This window comes from Dokdonia ponticola (assembly GCF_042653865.1).
Taxonomy (GTDB): domain Bacteria; phylum Bacteroidota; class Bacteroidia; order Flavobacteriales; family Flavobacteriaceae; genus Dokdonia; species Dokdonia ponticola.
This window is the reverse complement of the sequence record NZ_JBHSFV010000017.1, coordinates 1-22,937: the sequence shown is the minus strand read 5'-3', so window position 1 is coordinate 22,937 and position 22,937 is coordinate 1. Positions and strand designations below refer to the sequence as shown.

The following is a 22,937-nucleotide window of genomic DNA, read 5'->3' as shown; positions in this document are numbered from 1 at the left end:
CATCGTTAATAATGAAACTTTCATAGACCTTTAACGTATAACTCCCTTAACATTTTCTAAAAGGAAGCATAATTATGTATCATCATATCGGTAGATTGGGTATTTTTGCGATGTTAGAAAAATTCGTTTTTAACACGAAAAACTTGTAGTATACATCGACCATTTTAGTTTTCGATGTATGTACGTAAACAACATACACATTGAATTATCTTTCTGTAGAAAACATATCAAAATCATTTGGAGAACACACCTTATTTGATGACATTTCATTTGGGATCAATAAAGATCAAAAAATAGGATTTGTCGCCAAAAATGGAACTGGAAAAACATCCATGCTACAAATTATAGCAGGGCTAGAAGCTACAGATAGTGGTCAAGTGGTCTCTCGCAAGGGTATTACCATATCCTATTTACCACAAGAACCTAATCTATCTCCAGACCTTACCGTAGAAGAAACCATATTTACAGGCGATAATCAAATTATCAAAACCATTGCTGCTTACGAAAAGGCATTGCTCCACCCAGAAGATGAAGATGCCTACCAAAAAGCATTTGAAAGCATGGATGCCATGAACGCATGGGATTTTGAGACGCAATACAAACAAATACTATCCAAGTTAAAACTACATGATTTAGATAGAAAAGTATCCTTACTGAGCGGAGGACAGAAAAAACGACTCGCACTCGCCTCATTGCTTTTGAGCAAACCAGATTTAGTGATCCTAGATGAACCTACCAACCACCTAGATCTAGAAATGATTGAGTGGCTTGAAGAGTATTTCAAAAAGGAAAATCTCACTATTTTCATGGTGACGCATGATCGGTACTTTCTAGAAAATGTGTGCAATGAAATTATAGAACTAGATCAAGGAAAACTGCATAGCTATAGAGGAAACTATGCCTACTACCTTGAAAACAAAGAGTTGCGCATGGCAGCTGAATCTACTGAGTTAGCTAAATCAAAATTGCTTTACAAAAAAGAACTTGAGTGGATGCGTCGTCAGCCCAAAGCCCGTACAACAAAATCAAAATCACGTATCGATGATTTTCATAAAATCAAAGAACGCGCAAGTCAACGTCGCAATGATCACGAAGTACAACTAGAAATCAACATGGAACGCTTAGGAAGTAAAATTCTTGAGTTTCATAAAGTAAGTAAAGCCTTTGGGGATTTAAAAATCTTAGATACATTTGAATATGTTTTCAAAACAGGAGAACGTGTTGGAGTGATAGGAAAAAACGGAACTGGCAAATCTACATTTCTTAATATCATGACAGGTGCTATACGTCCAGACGCTGGAAAAGTAGTGGTTGGAGACACGGTGAAGTTTGGATATTATACTCAAAAAGGCATCGATATCAAACCTGGACAAAAAGTAATTGATGTCATCAAGGAATTTGGTGATTTTATTCCTCTCAAAAAAGGACGAATCATCTCTGCTGGACAATTGCTAGAACGGTTCCTTTTTGACGCAAAAAAACAATATGATTTTGTAGAAAAACTAAGTGGTGGTGAGCGAAGACGCCTATACCTCTGTACGGTGTTTATACAAAATCCAAACTTTTTAATTCTCGATGAACCTACCAACGACCTTGATGTTGTAACACTCAATGTCCTAGAAAATTTCTTATTAGATTTCCCAGGATGTCTTGTCGTGGTTTCTCACGACCGTTATTTTATGGACAAGATTGTAGATCATCTTTTTGTATTTAAAGGAGATGCTGTGATTGATGGTTTTCCTGGCAACTACTCTGATTATAGAACGTACGAAGGAAATGTAAGTTTCAATAATACTGATGAGGCAACAAAAATGGCTAGTCAAAAAGTAATTTCAGATGCCAACGAAACCTCATCAACATCAGACACAAAATCTTGGAAAGAAAAACAACACGAAGGCAAACTCTCCTTTCAAGAACAAAAGGAACATGCTAAATTAGAGCGTGAAATTGCACAACTAGAAAGGGATAAAGTAGAAAAAGAAAAAGAATTCTTAAACCCTGATTTAACACAAGACCAAATCACAAAAGCATCGGCAGACTTAGCAAAAATCATCAAAAATATAGAGACTAAAGAGGAACGATGGTTTGAACTCTCCGCAAAAATGGAGGGGTAACTATTGTTGATTATTAATATGATTTTCTGATCATAAGAAGATAAGAAACTAGAGTTTTTTTGAGATTTGATTTTTTTTTGGAGTTTGGAATTTGATTTTTTTTGAGATTTGGAATTTGATTTTTTTGAAACCTGAAATTTAGTATATTACTGCCAACACCTTGTTACACCAAATAATCACGTATATAAAATGGCTTCCAAAAACATTCCATCTCCATGGAATACACTCTCCCTTTGTCTTTTCATTTGAAAAAAAGTGCCTAAAAGGTAAAAGCAAAGATGAAAACGTTTCAAAATTAATCGCTTACAGAAATACACTTTTACAAAATAATAAAATCATTTCGGTAACAGATTTTGGTGCAGGGTCACGGGTATTTAGGTCTGATGAGCGAATGGTAAAAGACATTGCTCGGTATGCAGGAGCCCCTTTAAAGAGAATGCAACTTATAGAACGTATGATTACCTATTTTCAACCAAAAAACATTTTAGAAATTGGCACGTCTTTAGGAATGGGCACCATCGCACTCTCTGCAAACCCTGAATCCGTAGTAACCAGCTTAGAAGGTTGTCCAGAAACAGCCGCTATCGCACAACAACAGCTCCAGGATTTTGGAGTTTCTAATGTAGATATCATCATAGGAGAATTTGGCGAAAGCCTACAGAAAATAAACAAAAACAAATTTGATCTCATTTATTTTGACGGGAATCATTCAAAGGAAGCTACATTACACTACGCTCAAGAAATGCTTCCAACAATTACTAATGAAACCGTGTGGGTTTTTGATGATATCCATTGGTCTCAGGAGATGACAGAAGCCTGGCACATACTAAAAAAACTTCCTGAAGTAACCGTCACTATAGACTGCTTTTACATAGGCTTTTTGTTTTTTAGAGAGGAACAACATAAAGAAGATTTTTTCATTAAACTGTAAAAGGAAATCAACTCCCCAGATGGCGAATGCTTCGTTTTTTCGCTTTAAGCGAAAATATTCTGGAGAAATTTGTAACAATCCATTACTTTAGTCTTCTAATAGCAAAACCACTTGTGAACCCTTCACGAACAATACAGTAATTATAGTATGAGTAATTTGATCAAGATTCGAGATATTCGAAGAAATTTCCCATTAGGAAGCGAAACTGTATATGTACTTAAAGGCATTGACTTAGATATTGAAAAAGGAGAATACGTAGCCTTTATGGGACCTTCTGGATCTGGGAAATCTACATTAATGAATCTTCTAGGGTGTCTTGACACTCCTACTTCTGGGACGTATATCCTCAACAATCGCGACGTGAGTAGCATGAGCGATGATGAGCTCGCAGAGGTTCGTAACACAGAGATTGGTTTTGTATTTCAGACGTTTAATTTATTACCCCGTACCACGGCTTTAGATAATGTCGCACTACCTATGGTATATGCGGGAGCCTCAAAATCCGAACGCCATAAACGCGCAGAAGAAGTCTTAAAAGACGTAGGTCTTGCAGATCGTATGGATCACAAACCTAATCAGCTCTCTGGAGGACAACGCCAGCGTGTAGCGGTAGGAAGAGCACTAGTCAATAAACCTTCTATCATCCTTGCCGATGAGCCAACAGGAAATCTTGACTCCAAAACATCGGTGGAGATTATGGCATTATTTGATGAGATTCACGCTGCTGGAAATACTGTAATTCTTGTAACACACGAAGAAGATATTGCAGCACATGCGCACCGTATTATCAGACTTCGTGACGGTGTCATAGAAAGTGACGAACGCAATAGGTAAACACCTTATATACAACATATAATCATTAGTTTTTTTTACGCTTTCGCGAAAGCATAAAATTACCAATCTACGCTGTTTTCATAGCCCTAGTCGCTGACTTTGATACTATTTCTCGAAAACGAAAATCGTTCAGTCTCCTGCCTTAGTACTAGCTAAAACTCGCTGTTAGGTGATTGAGTACGTTCACTTTTTCTGCAAAATTGCACCAAAAATTACGATCCCATCAACGCTTACCCTTTTAAACTCCTCAACCCCTCGACTCCTAAACTTTTAAACATTTTTAAGAATCCACATTTGTAATTTGCTTCGTATGGCTGTATCTTCATCACTTAGAATAGAACACCATGAAATTCTTTGATTCTTTATCAAATACTTCGCAAATATTTATTGTCTTTATAGGGCTTGCAATCTTGTTTTTACTTGTTTTTGCCAATAACAAACGTAACAAGAACAAACTCTATCACCGAAAGCGACGTAATTTCAAAGATAATTATCAAGCTAAAAGAAAAGAAAAAAACGAATAATCATGTTATAGATAGCTATTCTGATACGAGTTTTCTTTCTAATTAGAAATATTTGTAAAGCAAAAAAGAGAATTCAAAAACTTTTGCGAAAGGAAAAAATACAACTAATAATCATCAAGTTAAGGTGTACAACATACACCTTTCTATAAAAAAGTCGACTGCGAGACAAGGTGCTCGCCTTCGTAAACACTATGAAAATATATACAAAAACAGGAGATAAAGGAACCACAGCCCTTTTTGGGGGCACACGCGTACCCAAACACCATATACGCATTGATAGTTATGGTACCGTAGACGAACTTAATTCTCACATAGGACTGATCAGAGATCAAGATATTGACGCAAGAAGTAAAGAAATTTTAGTCAACGTTCAAGATAAACTTTTTACCGTGGGTGCTGTTCTCGCAACAGACCCTGATAAAATGACCCTCAAAAACGGGAAAGACAGACTTAATATACCAAGAATAAACGAAGAAGATATTGAGTTACTTGAAACAGAAATGGATGATATGAATGACCACTTACCTCCTATTACGCATTTTGTATTGCCAGGAGGGCACACCACAGTGTCATATTGTCACATTGCCCGTTGTGTATGTAGAAGAGCAGAGCGATTAGCTACAGCTCTTTATGATATATCCCCTTTTGATGACCATACACTAAAGTACCTTAACCGACTTTCTGACTACCTTTTTGTGCTGGCACGGAAGTTGTCCAAAGATCTACAGGCAGAGGAGATCAAATGGATTCCCAAAAAAATAGAATAAAAATACCACTGCTATTTATCACGCAAAACAGTGCTCACAGTGACATAACACGAGTAATTGATAGGCCTCTGATACATACGTTCTTAAATTTATTTTGAAATAATCGACATTTCACTTGGTTTTCTGCTCAGAAAAATTATTTTTGCACAAAATTTAAAAACATATTTGCTATGTACTGGACATTAGAACTAGCTTCTTATTTAAGTGATGCACCTTGGCCGGCGACAAAAGATGAGTTGATCGATTATGCGATACGAACTGGAGCGCCTTTAGAAGTAGTCGAAAACCTACAAGCCATTGAAGACGAAGGTGAATCTTATGATTCTATCGAAGAGATTTGGCCAGATTACCCTTCTGATGAAGATTATCTCTGGAACGAAGATGAATATTAATAAAACATTACGTTAAAACACTATAAAAAGTCTCGCTCAGAGGCTTTTTTTTTGAGTAAATTTGATGTTTATAAATTACACATAACAACACCATATATTATGGGATTATTAGACAAAGTATTAAAAGTTTTTGTAGGTGATAAGTCAAAACAAGATGTTGGCGCTATTACGCCTATTGTAGATAAAATTAAATCGTACGAGAAAGAATTTGAAGCGCTATCATTAGACGATCTACGAGGAAAAACAGTTGAATTTAAAAAACGACTTGCAGATGCTTTGCAAGATGTTAATGATCGTATCGAAGCTCTACAAACAGAAGCAGAAAATACAGAAGACATAGATCAACGTGAAGATGTTTATACACAAATAGACGCCTTAAAAGATGAGTCCTATACCGTTTCTGAAAAAGCTTTAAGCGATATGCTTCCTGAAGCATATGCTGTTGTAAAAGAAACGGCAAAACGTTTTACAAATAACACTTCATTAGAAGTGACCGCATCAGAATACGATAGATTCCTTAGTGGAACCAAAGACTACGTGACCCTTGAAGGAGATAAAGCCATCTGGGCAAATAGCTGGGATGCTGCTGGAAAAGAAGTTACTTGGGATATGATCCATTATGATGTACAGCTTATTGGAGGTGTCGCCATGCATCAAGGAAAAATTGCAGAGATGCAAACAGGAGAAGGTAAAACACTTGTGGCAACCTTACCGGTGTATCTTAACGCACTTACTGGTAATGGGGTTCACCTAGTAACCGTAAACGACTACTTAGCAAAACGTGATAGCGCTTGGATGGCGCCTTTATTCCAATTTCATGGCTTAACCATAGATTGTATTGATTATCATAGACCCAACAGTCCAGAGCGTCGTGCAGCCTATGCCGCAGACATCACCTACGGTACCAACAACGAATTTGGCTTTGACTACCTACGTGATAATATGTCTCACGCTCCAGATGACCTTGTACAACGCCCTCACAACTACGCTATCGTAGATGAAGTGGATTCTGTACTGGTAGATGATGCTCGTACACCTCTTATTATTTCTGGCCCTGTACCGAAAGGAGATGTACATGAGTTCAACGCACTAAAACCACAAATTGAAAAATTAGTTTCGATACAACGCCAACAACTCGTAGGGACCCTTGCCGAAGCAAAAAAATTGATTGCTGCAGGAGACACTAAAGAAGGAGGTATCCAATTATTACGTGTCTATCGCGGACTCCCAAAAAACAAAGCACTTATCAAATATTTAAGTGAAGAAGGAATACGTCAATTACTGCAAAAGACAGAAAACTTCTACATGCAAGATAATAACCGTGAGATGCCAAAAATCGACGCAGAGTTATACTTCACGATTGATGAAAAGAATAACCAAATCGAACTTGCAGACCGCGGAATAGAATTTTTATCTGGAGAAGACGATCCTAATTTCTTTGTCATGCCAGAAATGGGAATGGAAATTGCCAAAATTGAAGAAAAAGGACTTAGCCCAGAAGAAGAAGCAGAAGAAAAAGAAGAACTCTTTCGTGAATTTAGCATAAAATCCGAGCGTATTCATACTATGAATCAATTACTGAAAGCCTACACGCTTTTTGAGAAAGATACAGAGTATGTCGTGATGGATAACAAAGTAATGATCGTCGATGAGCAAACAGGACGTATCATGGATGGACGCCGTTACAGTGACGGTCTTCACCAAGCTATTGAAGCAAAAGAGAATGTGAAGATTGAAGACGCTACACAAACGTTTGCTACCGTAACACTACAAAACTATTTCCGTATGTATCGCAAGCTGTCAGGAATGACAGGTACTGCGGTGACTGAAGCAGGAGAATTATGGGAAATCTACAAACTTGATGTTGTAGAAATTCCAACCAACAGACCTATTGCTCGTAAAGATAGAGACGACCTCGTTTTTAAAACAAAACGTGAAAAATACAATGCTGTTATTGATGAAGTAACAAAACTTTCCAATGAGGGAAGACCTGTTCTTATCGGTACTACCTCTGTTGAGATTTCTGAATTGTTAAGTCGTATGTTAACCATACGCAAAGTACCTCATAACGTACTGAATGCAAAACTGCATAAAAAAGAAGCAGACATTGTTGCTGAAGCTGGTAACGCAGGAATTGTAACCATCGCTACCAACATGGCGGGACGTGGAACAGATATTAAACTCTCTGACGAGGTAAAAGCAGCAGGAGGTCTTGCTATTGTAGGAACAGAACGTCATGACTCTCGTCGTGTAGATAGACAGCTACGTGGTCGTTCGGGACGTCAAGGAGATCCAGGAAGTTCACAGTTTTATGTGTCCCTAGAGGACAATCTAATGCGTCTTTTTGGAAGTGAGCGTATCGCAAAAATGATGGACCGTATGGGTCTTAAAGAAGGCGAAGTGATCCAACATGGAATGATCTCAAAATCAATAGAACGTGCACAGAAAAAAGTAGAAGAAAATAACTTTGGGGTACGTAAGCGATTATTAGAATATGATGACGTGATGAATGCACAGCGTGAAGTTGTTTACAAACGTCGTCGTCACGCCTTATTTGGAGAGCGTCTACGCGTTGACCTTGCCAATATGATCTACGACACCTCTGAGGTGATTGTAGAGTCTAACAAGCAAGCACAAGACTTCAAAAACTTTGAGTTTGAATTGATACGCTACTTCTCTATGAGTAGTCCCGTATCTGAATCAGATTTTTCTAGCCTTTCGGCGAAAGAAATTACAGACAAAGTATACCATGCAGCATTTGATCATTACAAAGACAAAATGACTCGCAACGCAGATCTCGCCCTCCCTATTATAAAAAGAGTGTACGAAGATCCTGCTAGTAACTTTGAGCGTATTGTTGTTCCCTTTACAGATGGCACCAAAGAACTCAGAGTAGTGACCAACCTAAAAGATGCCTACGAATCTGGAGGAAAACAACTCGTTACTGATTTTGAAAAAAATATCACACTTGCCATTATTGATGATGCTTGGAAAACGCATTTACGTAAAATGGATGAGTTAAAGCAAAGTGTACAATTGGCCGTTCACGAGCAAAAAGATCCACTATTAATCTACAAGTTTGAAGCGTTTGAACTTTTCAAAAGAATGATTGATAAAGTCAATAAAGAAGTGATATCCTTCCTATTTAAAGGAGAAATTCCTCAAGGAAACCAGCAACAAGTTGCTGATGCTGGCAAAGTTCGTCGTCCTAAACAAGAATTAGAAACGTCTAAAGAAGAAATTCCAAATATGGATGAGCGTTCTGCACAAGCTAGAGCTGCAGGAAACACTCAAACGCAACAACGTCAGGTAACAGAAACTATCACACGAGACCGTCCAAAAATAGGACGTAACGAACGTGTCACTATTAAAAATGTAATGACAGGTGAAAACAAAGAAGTTAAATACAAACAAGCAGAACCCCTAATTGCCAACGGACAATGGGTGATTATTGAAGAGTAATTTCTTAAAAACAACGATGATCAAAGAGGCTATTTTAAAAAATAGCCTCTTTTTTTTGAAATACACAGCTCATTGGATGAAGTCAATAAGAAATAGAGTATCAGGCTGTTTTTAGAATACTACGCTATTTTGCGCCTTCGTAGGAATACTCTTTTAATTCCCTCGAAGGAGGGAATCTTATTCTTTATATCTTAATATTCTTTTATAAACGCCTCAACTCCGGTAACTTCGATACAATTTTCTATGAAAATCACTCAGTCCCCTAACTTTAGTAATACCAGTTATTAATTGAATTTACTGGAAAAGAAAACGATGATTTTTTTCTTTATATGAGAAAGAAAACTAAAGCATAGCCTAAGCTACGGTTTCTTTTTTCTTGTGAAATAGAAAGGAAAAAAGAGTGTTTTATTACAGTAAATTCAATTGGTAAATGGTATAACACAAAAAACTAGAAGTCAGGTAATTGAGTGCGTTCACATTACCTGAGAATGTGTGCCGAAATTACAGACTCCGCCAACTTTTAACCTTTTAAACATTTATATATTTAAACTTCTAAACTCAGAACAACTCCTCAACTCTTAAACCCAACAAATAATCCCAACAATATGTTTCAATAGCTCTGTAAAATTTGTAATTTAACCCTCTATGGATATCAACGACAACACCATTATACAGAATTACAGTAATGGCGTCTATAAAGACCCTGCATCAGGGAATTGGATAGACAATTACGAACCCGCATCTGGAGCCATCTATGGGAAGATTCCTAATAGTAACGCACAAGATATTCAGGAAGCGGTCGCTTTCGCGAAAACGGCATTTACCTCATGGTCCACCACCACGATTGATGAACGGAGTAGGATTCTTTTAAAAATAGCGGATGGCATAGAAAACAGACTCCAAGAACTCGCCGAAGCAGAGAGTCGCGATAACGGAAAACCCGTGAGTCTAGCTAAAAGCGTTGACATCCCAAGAGCTGCCTCCAATTTTCGGTTTTTTGGACACGCCATTACCCAGTTTGCCTCCGAAAGTCATGAAAGTGTAGGATTACAAGCCATTAATTTTACCCTTCGCAAACCCATTGGCGTTGTAGGTTGCATCAGCCCATGGAACTTACCCTTATACTTATTTACTTGGAAAATCGCACCTGCCATTGCTGCCGGAAATTGTGTGATTGCAAAACCTTCTGAAGTCACCCCTATGACCGCTTTTCTTTTGGGAGAAATCTGCACAGAAGCGGGGTTACCTCCAGGCGTTTTAAACATCATGCAGGGTCTAGGCACCACCACAGGGCAAGCCATTTTGGAGCATCCAGATATCAAAGCGATCAGCTTTACAGGAGGTACCAAAACAGGAGAACACATCGCCCGTACCTGCGCTCCCAAGTTTAAAAAATTATCGCTAGAACTAGGAGGTAAAAATCCAAATATCATTTTCGCCGATTGTGATTATGACCGCATGTTAGACACCACCGTACGCTCTTCTTTTGCCAATCAAGGGCAAATTTGCTTGTGTGGCAGTCGGATTTTTGTGGAACGCCCGTTGTATGAAAAATTTAAAAAGGATTTTGTGGCTCGAGTTAAAGAGTTGATTGTTGCACATCCCGCTTCCGCGAAAGCGAACTTAGGGGCTTTAGTTTCCAAATCACATTTAGAAAAAGTACAATCCTATATCGCACAAGCCCCTGGAGAAGGAGGCACCATCCTTTATGGAGGGAACCAAGTTATCGTTGAAGGCTATGAGAATGGATATTATCTAGAACCTACGGTCATTGAAGTACAAAGCAACCGTTGTAAACTGAATCAAGAAGAAATCTTCGGACCTGTGGTCACCATCATGCCCTTTGACACCGAAGAAGACGTACTCGGATATGCCAATGATGTTACCTACGGACTTTCTGCCACCTTATGGACAAAAGACCTCAACCGAACCATGCGCATGAGCAACGCGATTCAAGCGGGAATTGTTTGGGTTAATACGTGGATGATGCGTGATTTACGCACGCCTTTTGGAGGGGTTAAAGCGAGTGGCGTAGGTCGCGAAGGAGGCTTTGAAGCCTTACGATTTTTTACAGAAGCCAAAAATGTGTGCATCAAGTATCATTGATGTTGATCGCTTACACACTATAATTAATAAATAGACATTATATCAAACACCTACATGGATTTACATCTTACACATAAAAATGCCTTAGTCTGCGGAAGCACCGCTGGTATTGGCAAAGCCACCGCTATTGCGCTCGCCCAAGAAGGCGCACACGTGACACTGATTGCTCGAAATGAAGACAAATTAAAACAAGCCCTTACAGAGCTTCCCAATGACGGTACGCAAACACATACGTACGTGGTAGCCGATTTTACACAACCATTGCAAGTGGCACAAGCCGTTTCAGAGACAAAAAAGCAGTTTCATATTCTGATCAATAACACGGGAGGACCTCCAGGAGGTGCTATTATAGATGCCGATGTGACCGCTTTCGCGAAAGCGTTTACACAACATTTACAATCCAATCATCTCTTGGTTCAAACAGTAGTTCCAGGCATGAAATCACTTGGCTATGGCCGAATTATTAACGTGATCTCTACCTCTGTAAAACAACCTCTCGACGGACTCGGCGTGAGTAATACCATACGAGGAGCGGTTGCCAATTGGAGCAAGACACTCGCTAATGAACTTGGGTCTTTTGGTATCACAGTTAACAACGTACTCCCAGGGGCTACGGCTACAGGTAGACTTTCTGAAATTATAGAAAATAAAGCAAAGAAAACAGGAAAATCTATTGAAGATATTGCCACGGCTATGCAAAACGCAGCACCCGCAAAACGCTTTGCACAACCCGAAGAAGTAGCGAGTGCGATCACCTTTTTAGCGAGTGAAAAAGCAAGCTTTATCAATGGTATTAATGTGCCTGTAGATGGCGGACGTACAAAATCATTGTAAAATCTATCCTGACTTTACATTTTGTATTTTTATACACTAACTAACATCCTTCCTGCTTTTGCAGGAAACACTTATGAAAAAACTACGCATTAACGGACATTCACATTTACTTCCTTATCCAGAAGAGATTCCTCAGTTCATGAAAGACAAAGGGATTTTTTGGGTGGATAAAGACCGAAAATTTATGTTACAGAAAAACTGGAGTCGTCCAGTGACAGATTCTAGTTTCTTTTTAAATGAGAAACTGGAATGGATGGAACATAATAAAATAGATCATGCAGTGGTACTGAATCTCTCTCAACTCTACGGAAATGGGTTACGACTAGAAGAAATGAAACAGGCATTACGATTTCAAAATGATTTTAATGCGCGTGTACAAAAAGAACACCCTTCTAAATTTACCACTGGATTTGTAGTACATCCTGGATTTGTGAGAGGTGCTTTATGGGAAATGGAACGCTGCGTAGAAGTACTAGGTATGGATTTACTTTGCCTTCCCACACATTATATGGATACCATTGGAACGTGGCGTTGTATTTTTGATGAAGAAAATGAACCTATTTTTGAGCTTGCAAGCAAGTACAATCTAGCGGTAGAAGTACATCCGTATGATGGAGAAAAGTTTATCAAATTAGAAAATACCAATTGGCGTTTTCATTTAATATGGATGCTCGCGCAATGTGCAGATGCGTATCATTTTTTAACCCTAAATGGCTATGCCGATAAATATCCTGGGATGCGTGTTTGTTTTGCGCACGGTGGACAATTAGCACAAATAAATCTCGGAAGACGTATCCAAGGGTTTGATGGAAGACCCGATCTTTTTGAAGGCAAAACGCACCCTAGAAAATCAGTAGGACACCCAAATATCTTTTTTGATACGCTCGTACATGACACGAATTCATTAAAACTAGTCATCGAAAATCAAGGAAGCAAACAAGTCATCATGGGACTGGATGATCCGTATCCACTTGGCGAAATGGAAAGTCTTTCGCAAAGTAGTTATCCCGGCAAAATACTAGATCTTGCCTTAGAACGAAACATCATAAACGCCACAGAATATGACCAAATATGGGATGACAATGTAGTACAATGGTTATATGGAGATGACGAGAAGAAGAAAAAGGCATTTAAGAAAAGGATTATGGGAAAATAAATCGCTTTTACTTGAAGATAAAAAAACATGGAGAATAGATTCTTACGAGAGTCTAAGAACTAAAAAAAAGACAAGGTGGATGAGAGTTCCGCTTTCGCGAAAATTAAAAACATGCACTTCCTACCTGAAAATATAGATGAATATGTCGTAGCGCACTCTGCGCAAGAACCTCAATATCTGAATAATCTTACCCGTGAAACCTACCAAAAGGTGCTACAACCTCGCATGCTTTCGGGCCCCTACCAAGGGCGCGTATTAAGTATGATATCAAAATTAATACGCCCCAAAACTATTCTTGAAATTGGGACATTTACAGGATACAGTGCCTTATGTCTTGCTGAAGGACTACAAAAAGAAGGAATTCTACATACCATAGATATCAAAGAAGAGCTTGTTGATTTTCAGAGAAAACATTTTGATGCGTCACCACATGCCAAAAAAATTGAACAACATCTCGGGCAAGCCTTAAATATTATTCCTACACTTAACACCACATTCGACCTAGTATTTATAGATGCCGATAAGTCTAACTACTTGAATTATTTCCATATGATCATGGATAAAATGAATACTGGGGGAGTGATCCTTTCTGACAATGTGCTTTGGAGTGGAAAAGTGGTAGAACCACTACAAAAAAAAGATACAGATACAAAGGTTCTCCTAGAATATAATAAGTTACTCAATGAGGACCCTCGTCTCGAAACCGTCTTGTTACCCATTAGAGACGGGCTCACTATAAGTAGAGTTATATAATAAGTAAAAAGAGGCTTCTTGTAACAAGAAGCCTCTTTTTATGTATAAAAATTACAAGTGTTTATTGAACCGCCTGATTTGCGTCAATATTTCCATATCCAAATGTGTTGCTTTTATTTGGATATAAAGCTGATGATTGTCGCAATCTAGTAAGCACTTGGCTTCTACTCCAGTTAGGGTATTTTGCCCAAACTAGGGCAGCAATCCCTGCCGTGGTTGCCGTGGCTACAGAAGAGCCACCTACATAATCGTTATCACCTCCATAAAAGCCAAGAACAGCACTTGTCCTATCGTTATTATTATCACGTTCCATAATAATGGTAAATTCAATTTGTGGCCCACTGTGACACGTATCACACCTTTTATACGTACTAGCATCCGTTACCCCTGTTACTGCGATAGCTTCTGACATGCTTGCAGGAAATATAACAGGATATGAATTTGTAATAGCAGTTGATGTTCCACCTGCTGCAAATATTAATTTGCCTTTACTATATGCATATCGTACTGCATCTTTTACATTTCCTATAGACCATAAATACCCTATAGACATCGAAATTATTTTCACATCATCTCTATCTGCTAATGCTCGTAATGCATTTGAAACTCCTTTACGTTCATGATAATCATTCAATAAAACATCTTCAGTTCCTCTATAGGAGATTAAATTTGCATCGTAAGCAACGCCCACAGGTCTGTTATCATTATTACGGGGCGCCGTAGCTGTGGCCGCCATACTAGTACCGTGACCGCATTTGTCATTTGGACCATCTAAATTATTAGACCACCACCAAGGCGAATCTATATAGGTTCCATATTTTTCTACCGTACGACTATCTATAGACATACCATCCCCAAAATTTGCATTCAATAAAGGTTGATTAGGTGATATTCCTGTATCAATCACCCCTATGGTAATACCAGCACCTGTACTTTGAGTCCACGCTTGTGTAATATTATGATTATCAAAAGTCCAAGAAACCAAAGAGCCTGGTGTAACGGTACGGTAATCATTTGTGTTTAAACTAGCTCCAGACATACCGCAACCGCTTGATGATCGGGATTGCTCAGAAACAGGAGTATCGGTTTTGGACGTAAAATAAGAATATCCGTTAGGTTCTAGATACCTTATCGAAGAGATCGCTTTCAGGCTTTTAATAGTTTCTAATGTCGTTACGTGAATATCAATTACATTAAGAACATCATCGCTCAAATATTTAAGTTCATTTTTAGTCTGCTGCTCAGAAGTAGCTACCGTCGTTAATATATCATCTTGTATCGATTCTAAGCGACTATCTTTACCTATTCTAAAGCTCTCGCCTTTATCACCATATCCTACTGTGATCATTTCGTTTCCGTGAACTACAGCACTCCATAGCACATTGTCTGCGACATCATCCCAAGAGAATGTCCCTTTTTCAAAAAGCGTTTTATCAATGATCGCATTAATTTCTTCTATGGTTAAAAATGTGTCAGACTCTTGTATTTCTAGAATCGCATTTTCTTCCTCTATAGAAGTTGGAAGATTTTCATCGCGTGTACAAGATGTAAAAAAAAGCAGGAATGCACCTGCAAAAATGGCTAGTGTTTTTTTCATGGGGGATATATTAAATAGTTACGTCCCAATATACTAAAAAATCACAACCATTATGCATGCATAGTATTAATTTATCAAAATAATTGCCAATTAATTATCAGTTACATATAAATAATAGTTTTTAATTACGAATAACTTGAAATACTACAGGTAACCTTAAAAAAAGGAAGTATTCCCAGAAAAATCAAAAAGTAAGACTATTCCGTATACTTAATTTAAATAATAGAGCGAAGAAGTTTTCTTGATATAACGGCCAATAAAATTCCAATAATAGCGCCTACCAATAAATCACTTGGGTAATGTACACCTACAAAGATTCTACTCAAGGCAAAGAGAAACGGCCATATTAAAATACCCCAAATCCACTTGGTGTGTGATTTTAGGATAAGAATTACAAAAACAGATACGGCAAATGAAACTGCTGAATGTCCAGAAAAAAAGCTAAAATCAGGATTCTCTTGGAGCACTTTTACTAATCCATTAAAATCAGGTTCATTGCTGGGTCTAATTCTAGCGACACTATTTTTAACTAGGTTGGTGAGTCCGAGCGTAAGTCCCATCAAAATAAATGTAAAAAGAGTGGCGAGTAGTGCTTTTTTTCGCGGAAGCTTTTTCCAAAATAAGAAAAAGAAGAGAATATAGAGTGGAATCCAGTTTTCTATTTTGGTTACGAATAACCAAAAATGATCCCAATTCCCTATGCTAAGTCGGTTAAGATATAAAAACAGTTCCTTGTCCCAATCAAGAATTTGATCCATTAAAACTGGCGTTTAATAGGCCCTGTGATATCATTAATATCTTCTTTTGCCTTATCAATCTCTTTCTTAATATCTTTGGTTACATCAAGGTCAAGATCGATACCTTGTTTTTCTGCGCTTTTGGTAATTTCAGATTTGATATCATTGGTCGCATCTTTTAACGTACGCATTCCTTTACCCAAACCTCTTGCGATTTCAGGTACTTTATCTGCACCAAACACCATAATCACTATAAAAATAATGAAGGCAATCTCGGTACCGCTTATAAATAATGGAAGTGTAACCATACCACAAAGATAGTAATTGTTATGAGTTGTTCCTTATATTTTATTGGGTGTTTTTATCATAAAAAAATAAGCGCCAACTATATAATTGACGCTTATTTCTATAGAATTTAAAATACAAGAAGTTTTACCCTTTTACATTTTCTTTGAATTTCTCAAATTTACCTTGTTTCTTGGCTCTAGGCCAGCTATTATTATCAGTATCTATATCTGCGGTTTCAAGATCTGGATCGACAGTTACTTTTACGATTTCCTTATCTGATGCGACTGCTTTACTTACTTCGCTATCATTTTTACGCCAAATCTGAACTGGATACGTTACTTTTTCCTTAGTTCCATCTGCATATTCGTATTCTACAATGATAGGCATTGGAATTCCACCTGGCTTTTCAAATACTATTTTATAAAGATGCTTAGGCTCTTTCATCTTTGCACGCTCTTCTGGTGTAAAGTTATCCATAAGATATTCTTTAAGAGTTGCCGAGTTTTCTAGCATTGATTTCCCTTTCATAGCTGGATCAAATTCTTCACTATCTTCATCTACTACATATACTGCCTGTATGGTACTCGGGTCTGTTACTCCAAAACGCGCTAAACGCTCTCTTCCTTCTTTAGTCACCTTATCTGTAACGTAGTATGATTTTACTTCTTTAACACCTATATCTACCGCTTCTGTGCTATAAAACCATCCTCTCCAGTACCAATCTAAATCGACGGCAGATGCATCTTCCATAGTTCTAAAGAAATCTTCTGGTGTTGGGTGTTTAAACATCCATCTTTGTGCATACGTCTTAAAAGCGTGATCAAATAATTCACGCCCCATCACCGTTTCTCTTAGGATATTAAGAGCAGTTGCGGGTTTTCCATAGGCATTATTCCCTAATTGATATACGTTTTCTGGATTAGACATGATAGGAGAGATGAAATCTTGGTTCCCTTTCATGTAATTTACAATCCTAGATGGTGCTCCTCTTCGAGAAGGGTATGCTTTATTATCGCCAATAGCCTCTGGGAAATTCTCCCCAAACTCTTGTTCTGTTAAGTATTGCATAAAGGTATCTAATCCTTCATCCATCCATCCCCACTGACGCTCATCACTATTTACAATCATTGGGAAATAGTTATGACCTACCTCGTGAATAATTACAGAGATCATCCCGTATTTAACACGATCGCTATAGGTGCCATCTTCATTAGGACGTCCATAATTCCAACAAATCATAGGATACTCCATCCCTTGACTTTTTGCATGTACTGAAATTGCTTTAGGATATGGGTAGTTAAATGTAAATTTAGAATAGGTCTTAAGGGTTTGTACTACTGCTTTTGTTGAATACTCTTCCCATAATGGATTTCCTTCTGGTGGGTATATGGATATGGCCATCACATTACGCTCTGGAAAACGTACTGCCTGAGCATCCATGATATATCTTCGAGAAGTAGCAAATGCGAAATCACGTACATTTTCAGCTTTAAGCTTCCATGTCTTTGTTTTGGTCGCGTTTCCAGCAGCCATTTGTTCGGCTTCTGCTTGCGTACGAATGATTACAGGCTTATCAAATGATTTGGTGGCATTCTCCCAACGCTTGTACTCTTCTTTACTATAAACTTCTTTAAGGTTTGTAATCTCACCCGTACCATCTAATAAGTGATCTGCTGGTACTGTAATATCTACTTCATAATCTCCAAATGGCAATGCAAACTCTCCATTACCCCAAAACTGATAATTCTGCCATCCTTCTACATCATTATAGACAGCCATTCTAGGAAAAAACTGAGCAATTACATATCCTCTGTTTCCATCTTTATAAGTTTCATAACCAGAACGCGCTCTATCTACCGTGTGGTCTGGAACGTTATAATCCCACTGAATAGAAAACTCAAAAGAATCACCCGATTTTAATACCTGTGGCATATCTATACGCATCATGGTAAAGTTAATGGTGTGCTTGAGGGGTTTTCCGTTTGCGGTAACGCTATTTACATTAAAACCACCGTCAAAGCCTTCTGTCATGTAGGAAGACACAAGACCTCCTGGTTGACTCACAGCACCTATTCTATCACCATTTTTATCTTTAGCTGGAGAATCTTTTGCTCGTATATTCTGATCTAATTGCACCCATAAGTACGTTAAATCATCTGGTGAGTTATTTTTATAGGTAATTGTTTCATATCCTGTGATACGCTTATTAGCGTCATCCAACTGGATTTTCATTTTATAATCTGCTTCATTCTGGTAATACTCGTGTCCTGGAGCTCCTGAAGCGGTACGATAGGAATTTGGGGTAGACATTTCATTATAGAGCTGTCTGAATTTATTTTCATTCTCATGGCCTCCTTGACGCTCTTCTTCTTGAGCGTATCCTAAAGAGACACAAAGTAATAGCATTGCGCATAACGCGTACTTGAAACGAATCATAATTTGTTGTCATTTAATTAGAGGTCTAAAATAGCCAAACCTTAACTTTTTTGTGAATCTATTCTGAAAAGTTTAACACAGCTTTGGCTTTCCCATTAACGAGTAAAAGGCTTTTCTTTTTCCCCAGAATATCGGTATGTACCATATTCTTTTGTTCTTCAAAAGCATCCATTAGTACGGTGTTCTCTATCTCTAGTGTTTTTAAAGATGTGATATCTGTTATTTCTATATAACATACCACATAATCATCCTCATATTCTTTCCCAAGGTAGGAAAGGTTTTTTTCTTCACCATTCACTTTAATGATCATCTTAGCTTTCAAGTACTTTTTGATATAGATATCAAGTTCTTCCTGGTTTGAGGTTTCATCTACCGTCAGATCTTCTTTGTAACGTTCGCGTAGCACATCCTCTAGGTCATCATAAAAAAGGCGTGTAATCATTTGTAGAGAGCCTTCTTCTGTATTATATGTAATATCGGTAACGCTTAGGTAATATTTATGAATGGTAAATGATGTGCACAAAAACAAACATATAACGGATGCGAGTAAAACTATTTTCTTCATTTTTTTGGGTTGAGTGCGCTTTCGCGAAAGCGTACTAATTAAGAATTGAACAAAGGTATAGGATTTCTGTTTCCAAAAAATATGCCGCTATTCTTTTTCGCTTTCTTTTAACGCTAAATACGGTTTTGATTTAAGCATCATAAACTCCAGAAGTCCGAGGGCATTATTAGCATCTACAAGCTCTTTGGCCTTTTTATCTTCAAAGACATAATACACAAAATCTTCGATATAGGATTCGGGGATGTTTAAGTTTTTCATGTAAATAGTATCCGAAATACGATACCTGCTTTCTTGCACCAATTTTTCAAATCGAGATACTTCTATATGCTTTTTAAGCATTTTAAGCCGCCCAGTAATAGAATTAATGAGTCCATCAAGAGGAATCCCCGCTCCACTTGTGACTGCTGTGTAGTAACGTCGTTCTTCGACAGTACGTTTGGGGGCAGTATTTTCAGGAATACCTAGCTCTTTTGCATATACCTCTTTTTTAAATTTTGTAGATCGGATATCTTTAGTAAGATCACCTGTAAGATCAATATTACTAATCTCTACAGTCTCTAACTCATTGACTTTTGGAATTAGATATAGCGAAATTTTCTTTCGATTAAACATGGTTTGATTCACCACAAGTTGTCTAGACTCATATTGAACAGCACTGATATTAATGGTATCGTTTACACGTGCTTCAATCGTAAAAAAACCGTTAGAATCTGTGATGGTTCCTTTCTTTAAAGAAATATTAACCACGGTAAGTTGTGCTTTATCTATCGTGTCATTTAGGATTTGTCCTTCTAGCTGTATAGATTTCTGGGCATACAACCCTGAACTTAGTAAGAAGAGACAACCGATACTCATTTTTATAATTTTATTCATCATTTTTATTCTTACTAGGGAGTCCTTCTTTTTCTTTTAAAGCTATATATTTTCTAGACTTTTTGAGCATATATTCTAGTAAATCCATTGAATTTCCTTTTTCGTCATCCCCTTCTGCTTTTTTCTCTTCAAAGACAAAATATACAAAATCTTCAATAAGCTCTTTGGGTATATTTAGAGATTTCATATACAAACTATCCGAAAATGTTTCGCGTGCTTTTTCAACTTTAATTTGAAAACGCATGACCTCTAACTGTTTCTTATATTTTTTAGCTTGTCCGTTTATAGCCATGATAAGCGCACCAAACGCACCAGCACCTCCCGCACTTGCGCTGTAAGCTCTTCGTTCTTCTGGAGTAAATGGAGCGTGTGCATTTTCAGGAAGCCCTAAATCTCCAGCCGTGATTATCTTTTTAATAGGTGTATTTAAAATATCCCGACGTAAATAACCTGTAAGATCAACATTACTGATATTCACCTCATCTAGTTCAGTTACTTTAGGGACTAAATACAAAGACATAGTTTTACGATCATATATCTTTTGCGTGATCACAAACTGCCTAGACTCATATTGTACCGCACTTATATTAATGGTATCCGAAACACGTACAGGAATTTCAAAAATACCTTCCTCATTGGTAATTGACCCATTTTTAAGAGAAATATTCACAACTGTAAGCGAGGCTTTTTCTATAGAGTCATTAAGCACTTCTCCTCGAAGAATGATCATCTCTTGCCCTAATAAAGAATAAGATAGAAATAATAATAGTAGTAAAAAACAAACTTTATACATCACTAATCTTGCTTATCTTTAGGTTGGTGTTCTTTCTTTAATTCTAAGTAAACTGTTGCTTTAGCACTCAAAAACTCCAAAAACAACAAAGAATTAGTAGTATCCATTTCTTCAAGAGACGCATCCTGTAAAGCGTAAAACATAAAATCTTCTATAAGCACTTCAGGAATATGAAGATCTTTCACATATAGTGAATCAGAATATCTAGTGATTGCTTGCATCACTTTATCTTGATAAGTAGCTACAGCGAGATGTTTTTTAAGTTTTTTAGTTTTTCCATTGATACCATTAATCAACCATGGTAACGGGATCGCAAGTCCCGTAAAACTTTCTTTTGCAGTCCCGTTTGTACCCGAAGTAGCGGTATGTAATCTTCGCTCTTCCCTTGTAGCAATATCTACATCTTCAAGCAACCCCTGATCTGCAGCTTTTTGGATTCCTGCCAACAAATCTTTAAGCGATACATCATTGGCGTCTTTATCTAAGACACCCGATAAAAATCCATTATTAATAAATACCTCATCGAGTTTATTAATTTTAGGTTCCAAATACAAAGACATGGTTTTTCGGTCATACATCTTTTGCGTAACTACAAACTGCCTAGACTCGTATTGTACCGCACTTATATTAATGGTGTCAGAAACACGCACAGGGATTTCAAAGACACCTGCCTCATTCGTGATCGAACCTTTCTTCAAAGAGATATTTACGACTGTAAGGGACGCTTTTTCTATGGAGTCATTAAGAACTTCCCCCCTCAAAACAACAGTTTCTTGAGAAAAAACTACAGTACTCAATAAAAATAAAAAAAGAAATAGTGCTTTATGCATGAATTATTTAGTTACTCCAAAGAAACAGTTTCAAATGTGATGAAAAACTTAATACGCCTATAAACTTTTGTTAATTGAAGACGATTAGCTACTTTTAAAAAAACAAATTCCCAATGCCCAAAAGACTTATTATTGCTAGCACTTCAACGCTACACAGAAGTGACTATTTAGCGTATCTATTACCTACGTTAGAAGTTCTCTATCAAAACGCAAACACTATTGTTTTTATCCCCTATGCCCGACCCGGAGGGATTTCTCATGAGCAATACACAGATATAGCAGCCAAAGCATTTAAAAAAATTGGAAAAAAAATCATTGGACTACACACCTACAAAAACCCTGTAGAAGCCATTGAAAATGCAGAAGGAATATTTACAGGAGGTGGCAATACGTTTGTACTTGTCAACCAATTATACAAAACAGAAGTGCTCCCTGTTTTACGTAAAAAAATATTTGAAGGTACACCCTATTTAGGAACAAGTGCTGGCAGTAATATTTGCGGACTCACTATGCAAACGACCAATGACATGCCTATTGCCTATCCACCTAGTTTTAAAACACTAGGTGCACTACCATTTAATATTAATCCACATTATCTAGACCCCATAGCGGGAAGTACGCACATGGGCGAAACACGTGAAACAAGGATCAAAGAGTTTCATGCGCATAATCACATCCCTGTTATAGGCTTACGAGAAGGAAGTTGGCTAGAGGTTCTAGATAATGCCATTACTCTTCGTGGAACGCCAACAGCACGTGTGTTTGAAAAAGACAAAGTCCCTTATGAAATAACTTCAGGCAGTCTTCTTGATTTTTAAGGCTCAACACAAAAAGTTGTGGGGTAATTAAAATTGAGACAACTTTGCTTTAAAAAATTCTATGTCCTCAGATGCTCTATTTGCTGCCGCCAACTTATTACTTCCAGAAGTTCTTGTAACTTATTTT

At 37.5% G+C, this 22,937-nt stretch carries 19 protein-coding genes; 11 read left to right on the top strand and 8 right to left on the bottom strand.

From position 1 onward, the window contains the following. Positions 1-200: 200 nt before the first annotated feature. The 10 genes from ACFO3O_RS20345 (at position 201) to ACFO3O_RS20300 (ending at position 13,873) form a co-directional block, all read left to right on the top strand. A complete protein-coding gene (locus ACFO3O_RS20345) occupies positions 201-2,114 on the top strand; it encodes an ABC-F family ATP-binding cassette domain-containing protein (RefSeq protein ID WP_379982303.1) in 1,914 nt (637 codons plus the stop codon). 160 nt (positions 2,115-2,274) lie between these two features. Further along, positions 2,275-3,045: an O-methyltransferase gene (locus tag ACFO3O_RS20340; RefSeq protein WP_379982301.1), complete on the top strand. Its 771-nt coding sequence runs from the start codon at positions 2,275-2,277 to the stop codon at positions 3,043-3,045. Between the two features lie 147 nt (positions 3,046-3,192). Then, positions 3,193-3,879 (top strand): ABC transporter ATP-binding protein, encoded by a 687-nt coding sequence (locus ACFO3O_RS20335; RefSeq protein WP_379982299.1) that lies wholly within the window; start codon positions 3,193-3,195, stop codon positions 3,877-3,879. A 715-nt stretch (positions 3,880-4,594) separates the two neighbouring features. After that, positions 4,595-5,170: a cob(I)yrinic acid a,c-diamide adenosyltransferase gene (locus ACFO3O_RS20330; protein WP_379982297.1), complete on the top strand. Its 576-nt coding sequence runs from the start codon at positions 4,595-4,597 to the stop codon at positions 5,168-5,170. Between the two features lie 170 nt (positions 5,171-5,340). Beyond that, positions 5,341-5,562 (top strand): DUF2795 domain-containing protein, encoded by a 222-nt coding sequence (locus ACFO3O_RS20325; protein ID WP_379982295.1) that lies wholly within the window; start codon positions 5,341-5,343, stop codon positions 5,560-5,562. 99 nt (positions 5,563-5,661) lie between these two features. Continuing rightward, entirely contained in the window at positions 5,662-9,024 is a 3,363-nt protein-coding gene (gene secA / locus ACFO3O_RS20320; RefSeq protein ID WP_379982293.1) for a preprotein translocase subunit SecA, read from the top strand. A gap of 645 nt (positions 9,025-9,669) precedes the next feature. Then, positions 9,670-11,130 carry an aldehyde dehydrogenase gene (locus tag ACFO3O_RS20315; protein WP_379982291.1) on the top strand — a complete coding sequence of 487 codons (1,461 nt, stop codon included), beginning with the start codon at positions 9,670-9,672 and terminating at the stop codon, positions 11,128-11,130. Positions 11,131-11,184: 54 nt separating this feature from the next. Continuing rightward, positions 11,185-11,964 carry an SDR family oxidoreductase gene (locus ACFO3O_RS20310; protein WP_379982289.1) on the top strand — a complete coding sequence of 260 codons (780 nt, stop codon included), beginning with the start codon at positions 11,185-11,187 and terminating at the stop codon, positions 11,962-11,964. Between the two features lie 73 nt (positions 11,965-12,037). Beyond that, positions 12,038-13,120: an amidohydrolase family protein gene (locus ACFO3O_RS20305; RefSeq protein WP_379982287.1), complete on the top strand. Its 1,083-nt coding sequence runs from the start codon at positions 12,038-12,040 to the stop codon at positions 13,118-13,120. Between the two features lie 75 nt (positions 13,121-13,195). Further along, the gene (locus ACFO3O_RS20300) at positions 13,196-13,873 is read left to right on the top strand and encodes an O-methyltransferase (RefSeq protein ID WP_379982286.1); all 678 of its coding nucleotides are present in this window, start codon (positions 13,196-13,198) and stop codon (positions 13,871-13,873) included. A 61-nt stretch (positions 13,874-13,934) separates the two neighbouring features. On the opposite strand, the gene ACFO3O_RS20295 is transcribed toward ACFO3O_RS20300, so the two are convergent. The 8 genes from ACFO3O_RS20295 to ACFO3O_RS20260 all read right to left on the bottom strand — a co-directional run bounded on the left by ACFO3O_RS20295 (position 13,935) and on the right by ACFO3O_RS20260 (position 21,992). Further along, complete coding sequence (locus ACFO3O_RS20295; protein WP_379982284.1) at positions 13,935-15,470, bottom strand: S8 family peptidase; 1,536 nt, start codon at positions 15,468-15,470, stop codon at positions 13,935-13,937. Between the two features lie 215 nt (positions 15,471-15,685). Then, entirely contained in the window at positions 15,686-16,228 is a 543-nt protein-coding gene (locus ACFO3O_RS20290; RefSeq protein ID WP_379982282.1) for a phosphatase PAP2 family protein, read from the bottom strand. Beyond that, positions 16,228-16,515 carry a Sec-independent protein translocase subunit TatA/TatB gene (locus ACFO3O_RS20285; protein ID WP_379982280.1) on the bottom strand — a complete coding sequence of 96 codons (288 nt, stop codon included), beginning with the start codon at positions 16,513-16,515 and terminating at the stop codon, positions 16,228-16,230. Before ACFO3O_RS20285 ends, ACFO3O_RS20290 begins: the two co-directional genes overlap by 1 nt. 124 nt (positions 16,516-16,639) lie before the next feature. Then, entirely contained in the window at positions 16,640-18,931 is a 2,292-nt protein-coding gene (locus tag ACFO3O_RS20280) for a M1 family metallopeptidase (protein WP_379982278.1), read from the bottom strand. Between the two features lie 58 nt (positions 18,932-18,989). Next, a complete protein-coding gene (locus tag ACFO3O_RS20275; protein ID WP_379982276.1) occupies positions 18,990-19,496 on the bottom strand; it encodes a DUF6702 family protein in 507 nt (168 codons plus the stop codon). 87 nt (positions 19,497-19,583) lie between these two features. Then, positions 19,584-20,372, bottom strand: a complete 789-nt coding sequence (locus tag ACFO3O_RS20270; RefSeq protein ID WP_379982274.1) for a carboxypeptidase-like regulatory domain-containing protein — start codon at positions 20,370-20,372, stop codon at positions 19,584-19,586. Beyond that, positions 20,362-21,099, bottom strand: a complete 738-nt coding sequence (locus ACFO3O_RS20265) for a peptidase associated/transthyretin-like domain-containing protein (RefSeq protein ID WP_379982272.1) — start codon at positions 21,097-21,099, stop codon at positions 20,362-20,364. The genes ACFO3O_RS20270 and ACFO3O_RS20265 overlap by 11 nt, the downstream gene beginning before the upstream one ends. A gap of 65 nt (positions 21,100-21,164) precedes the next feature. Beyond that, positions 21,165-21,992 (bottom strand): carboxypeptidase-like regulatory domain-containing protein, encoded by an 828-nt coding sequence (locus ACFO3O_RS20260; RefSeq protein WP_379982270.1) that lies wholly within the window; start codon positions 21,990-21,992, stop codon positions 21,165-21,167. A 113-nt stretch (positions 21,993-22,105) separates the two neighbouring features. Between ACFO3O_RS20260 and pepE the strand changes: the two genes are divergently transcribed. Next, on the top strand, positions 22,106-22,810 hold the full coding sequence (pepE, locus tag ACFO3O_RS20255) for a dipeptidase PepE (protein WP_379982268.1): 705 nt from the start codon (positions 22,106-22,108) through the stop codon (positions 22,808-22,810). The last annotated feature ends 127 nt before the right edge of the window (positions 22,811-22,937 follow it).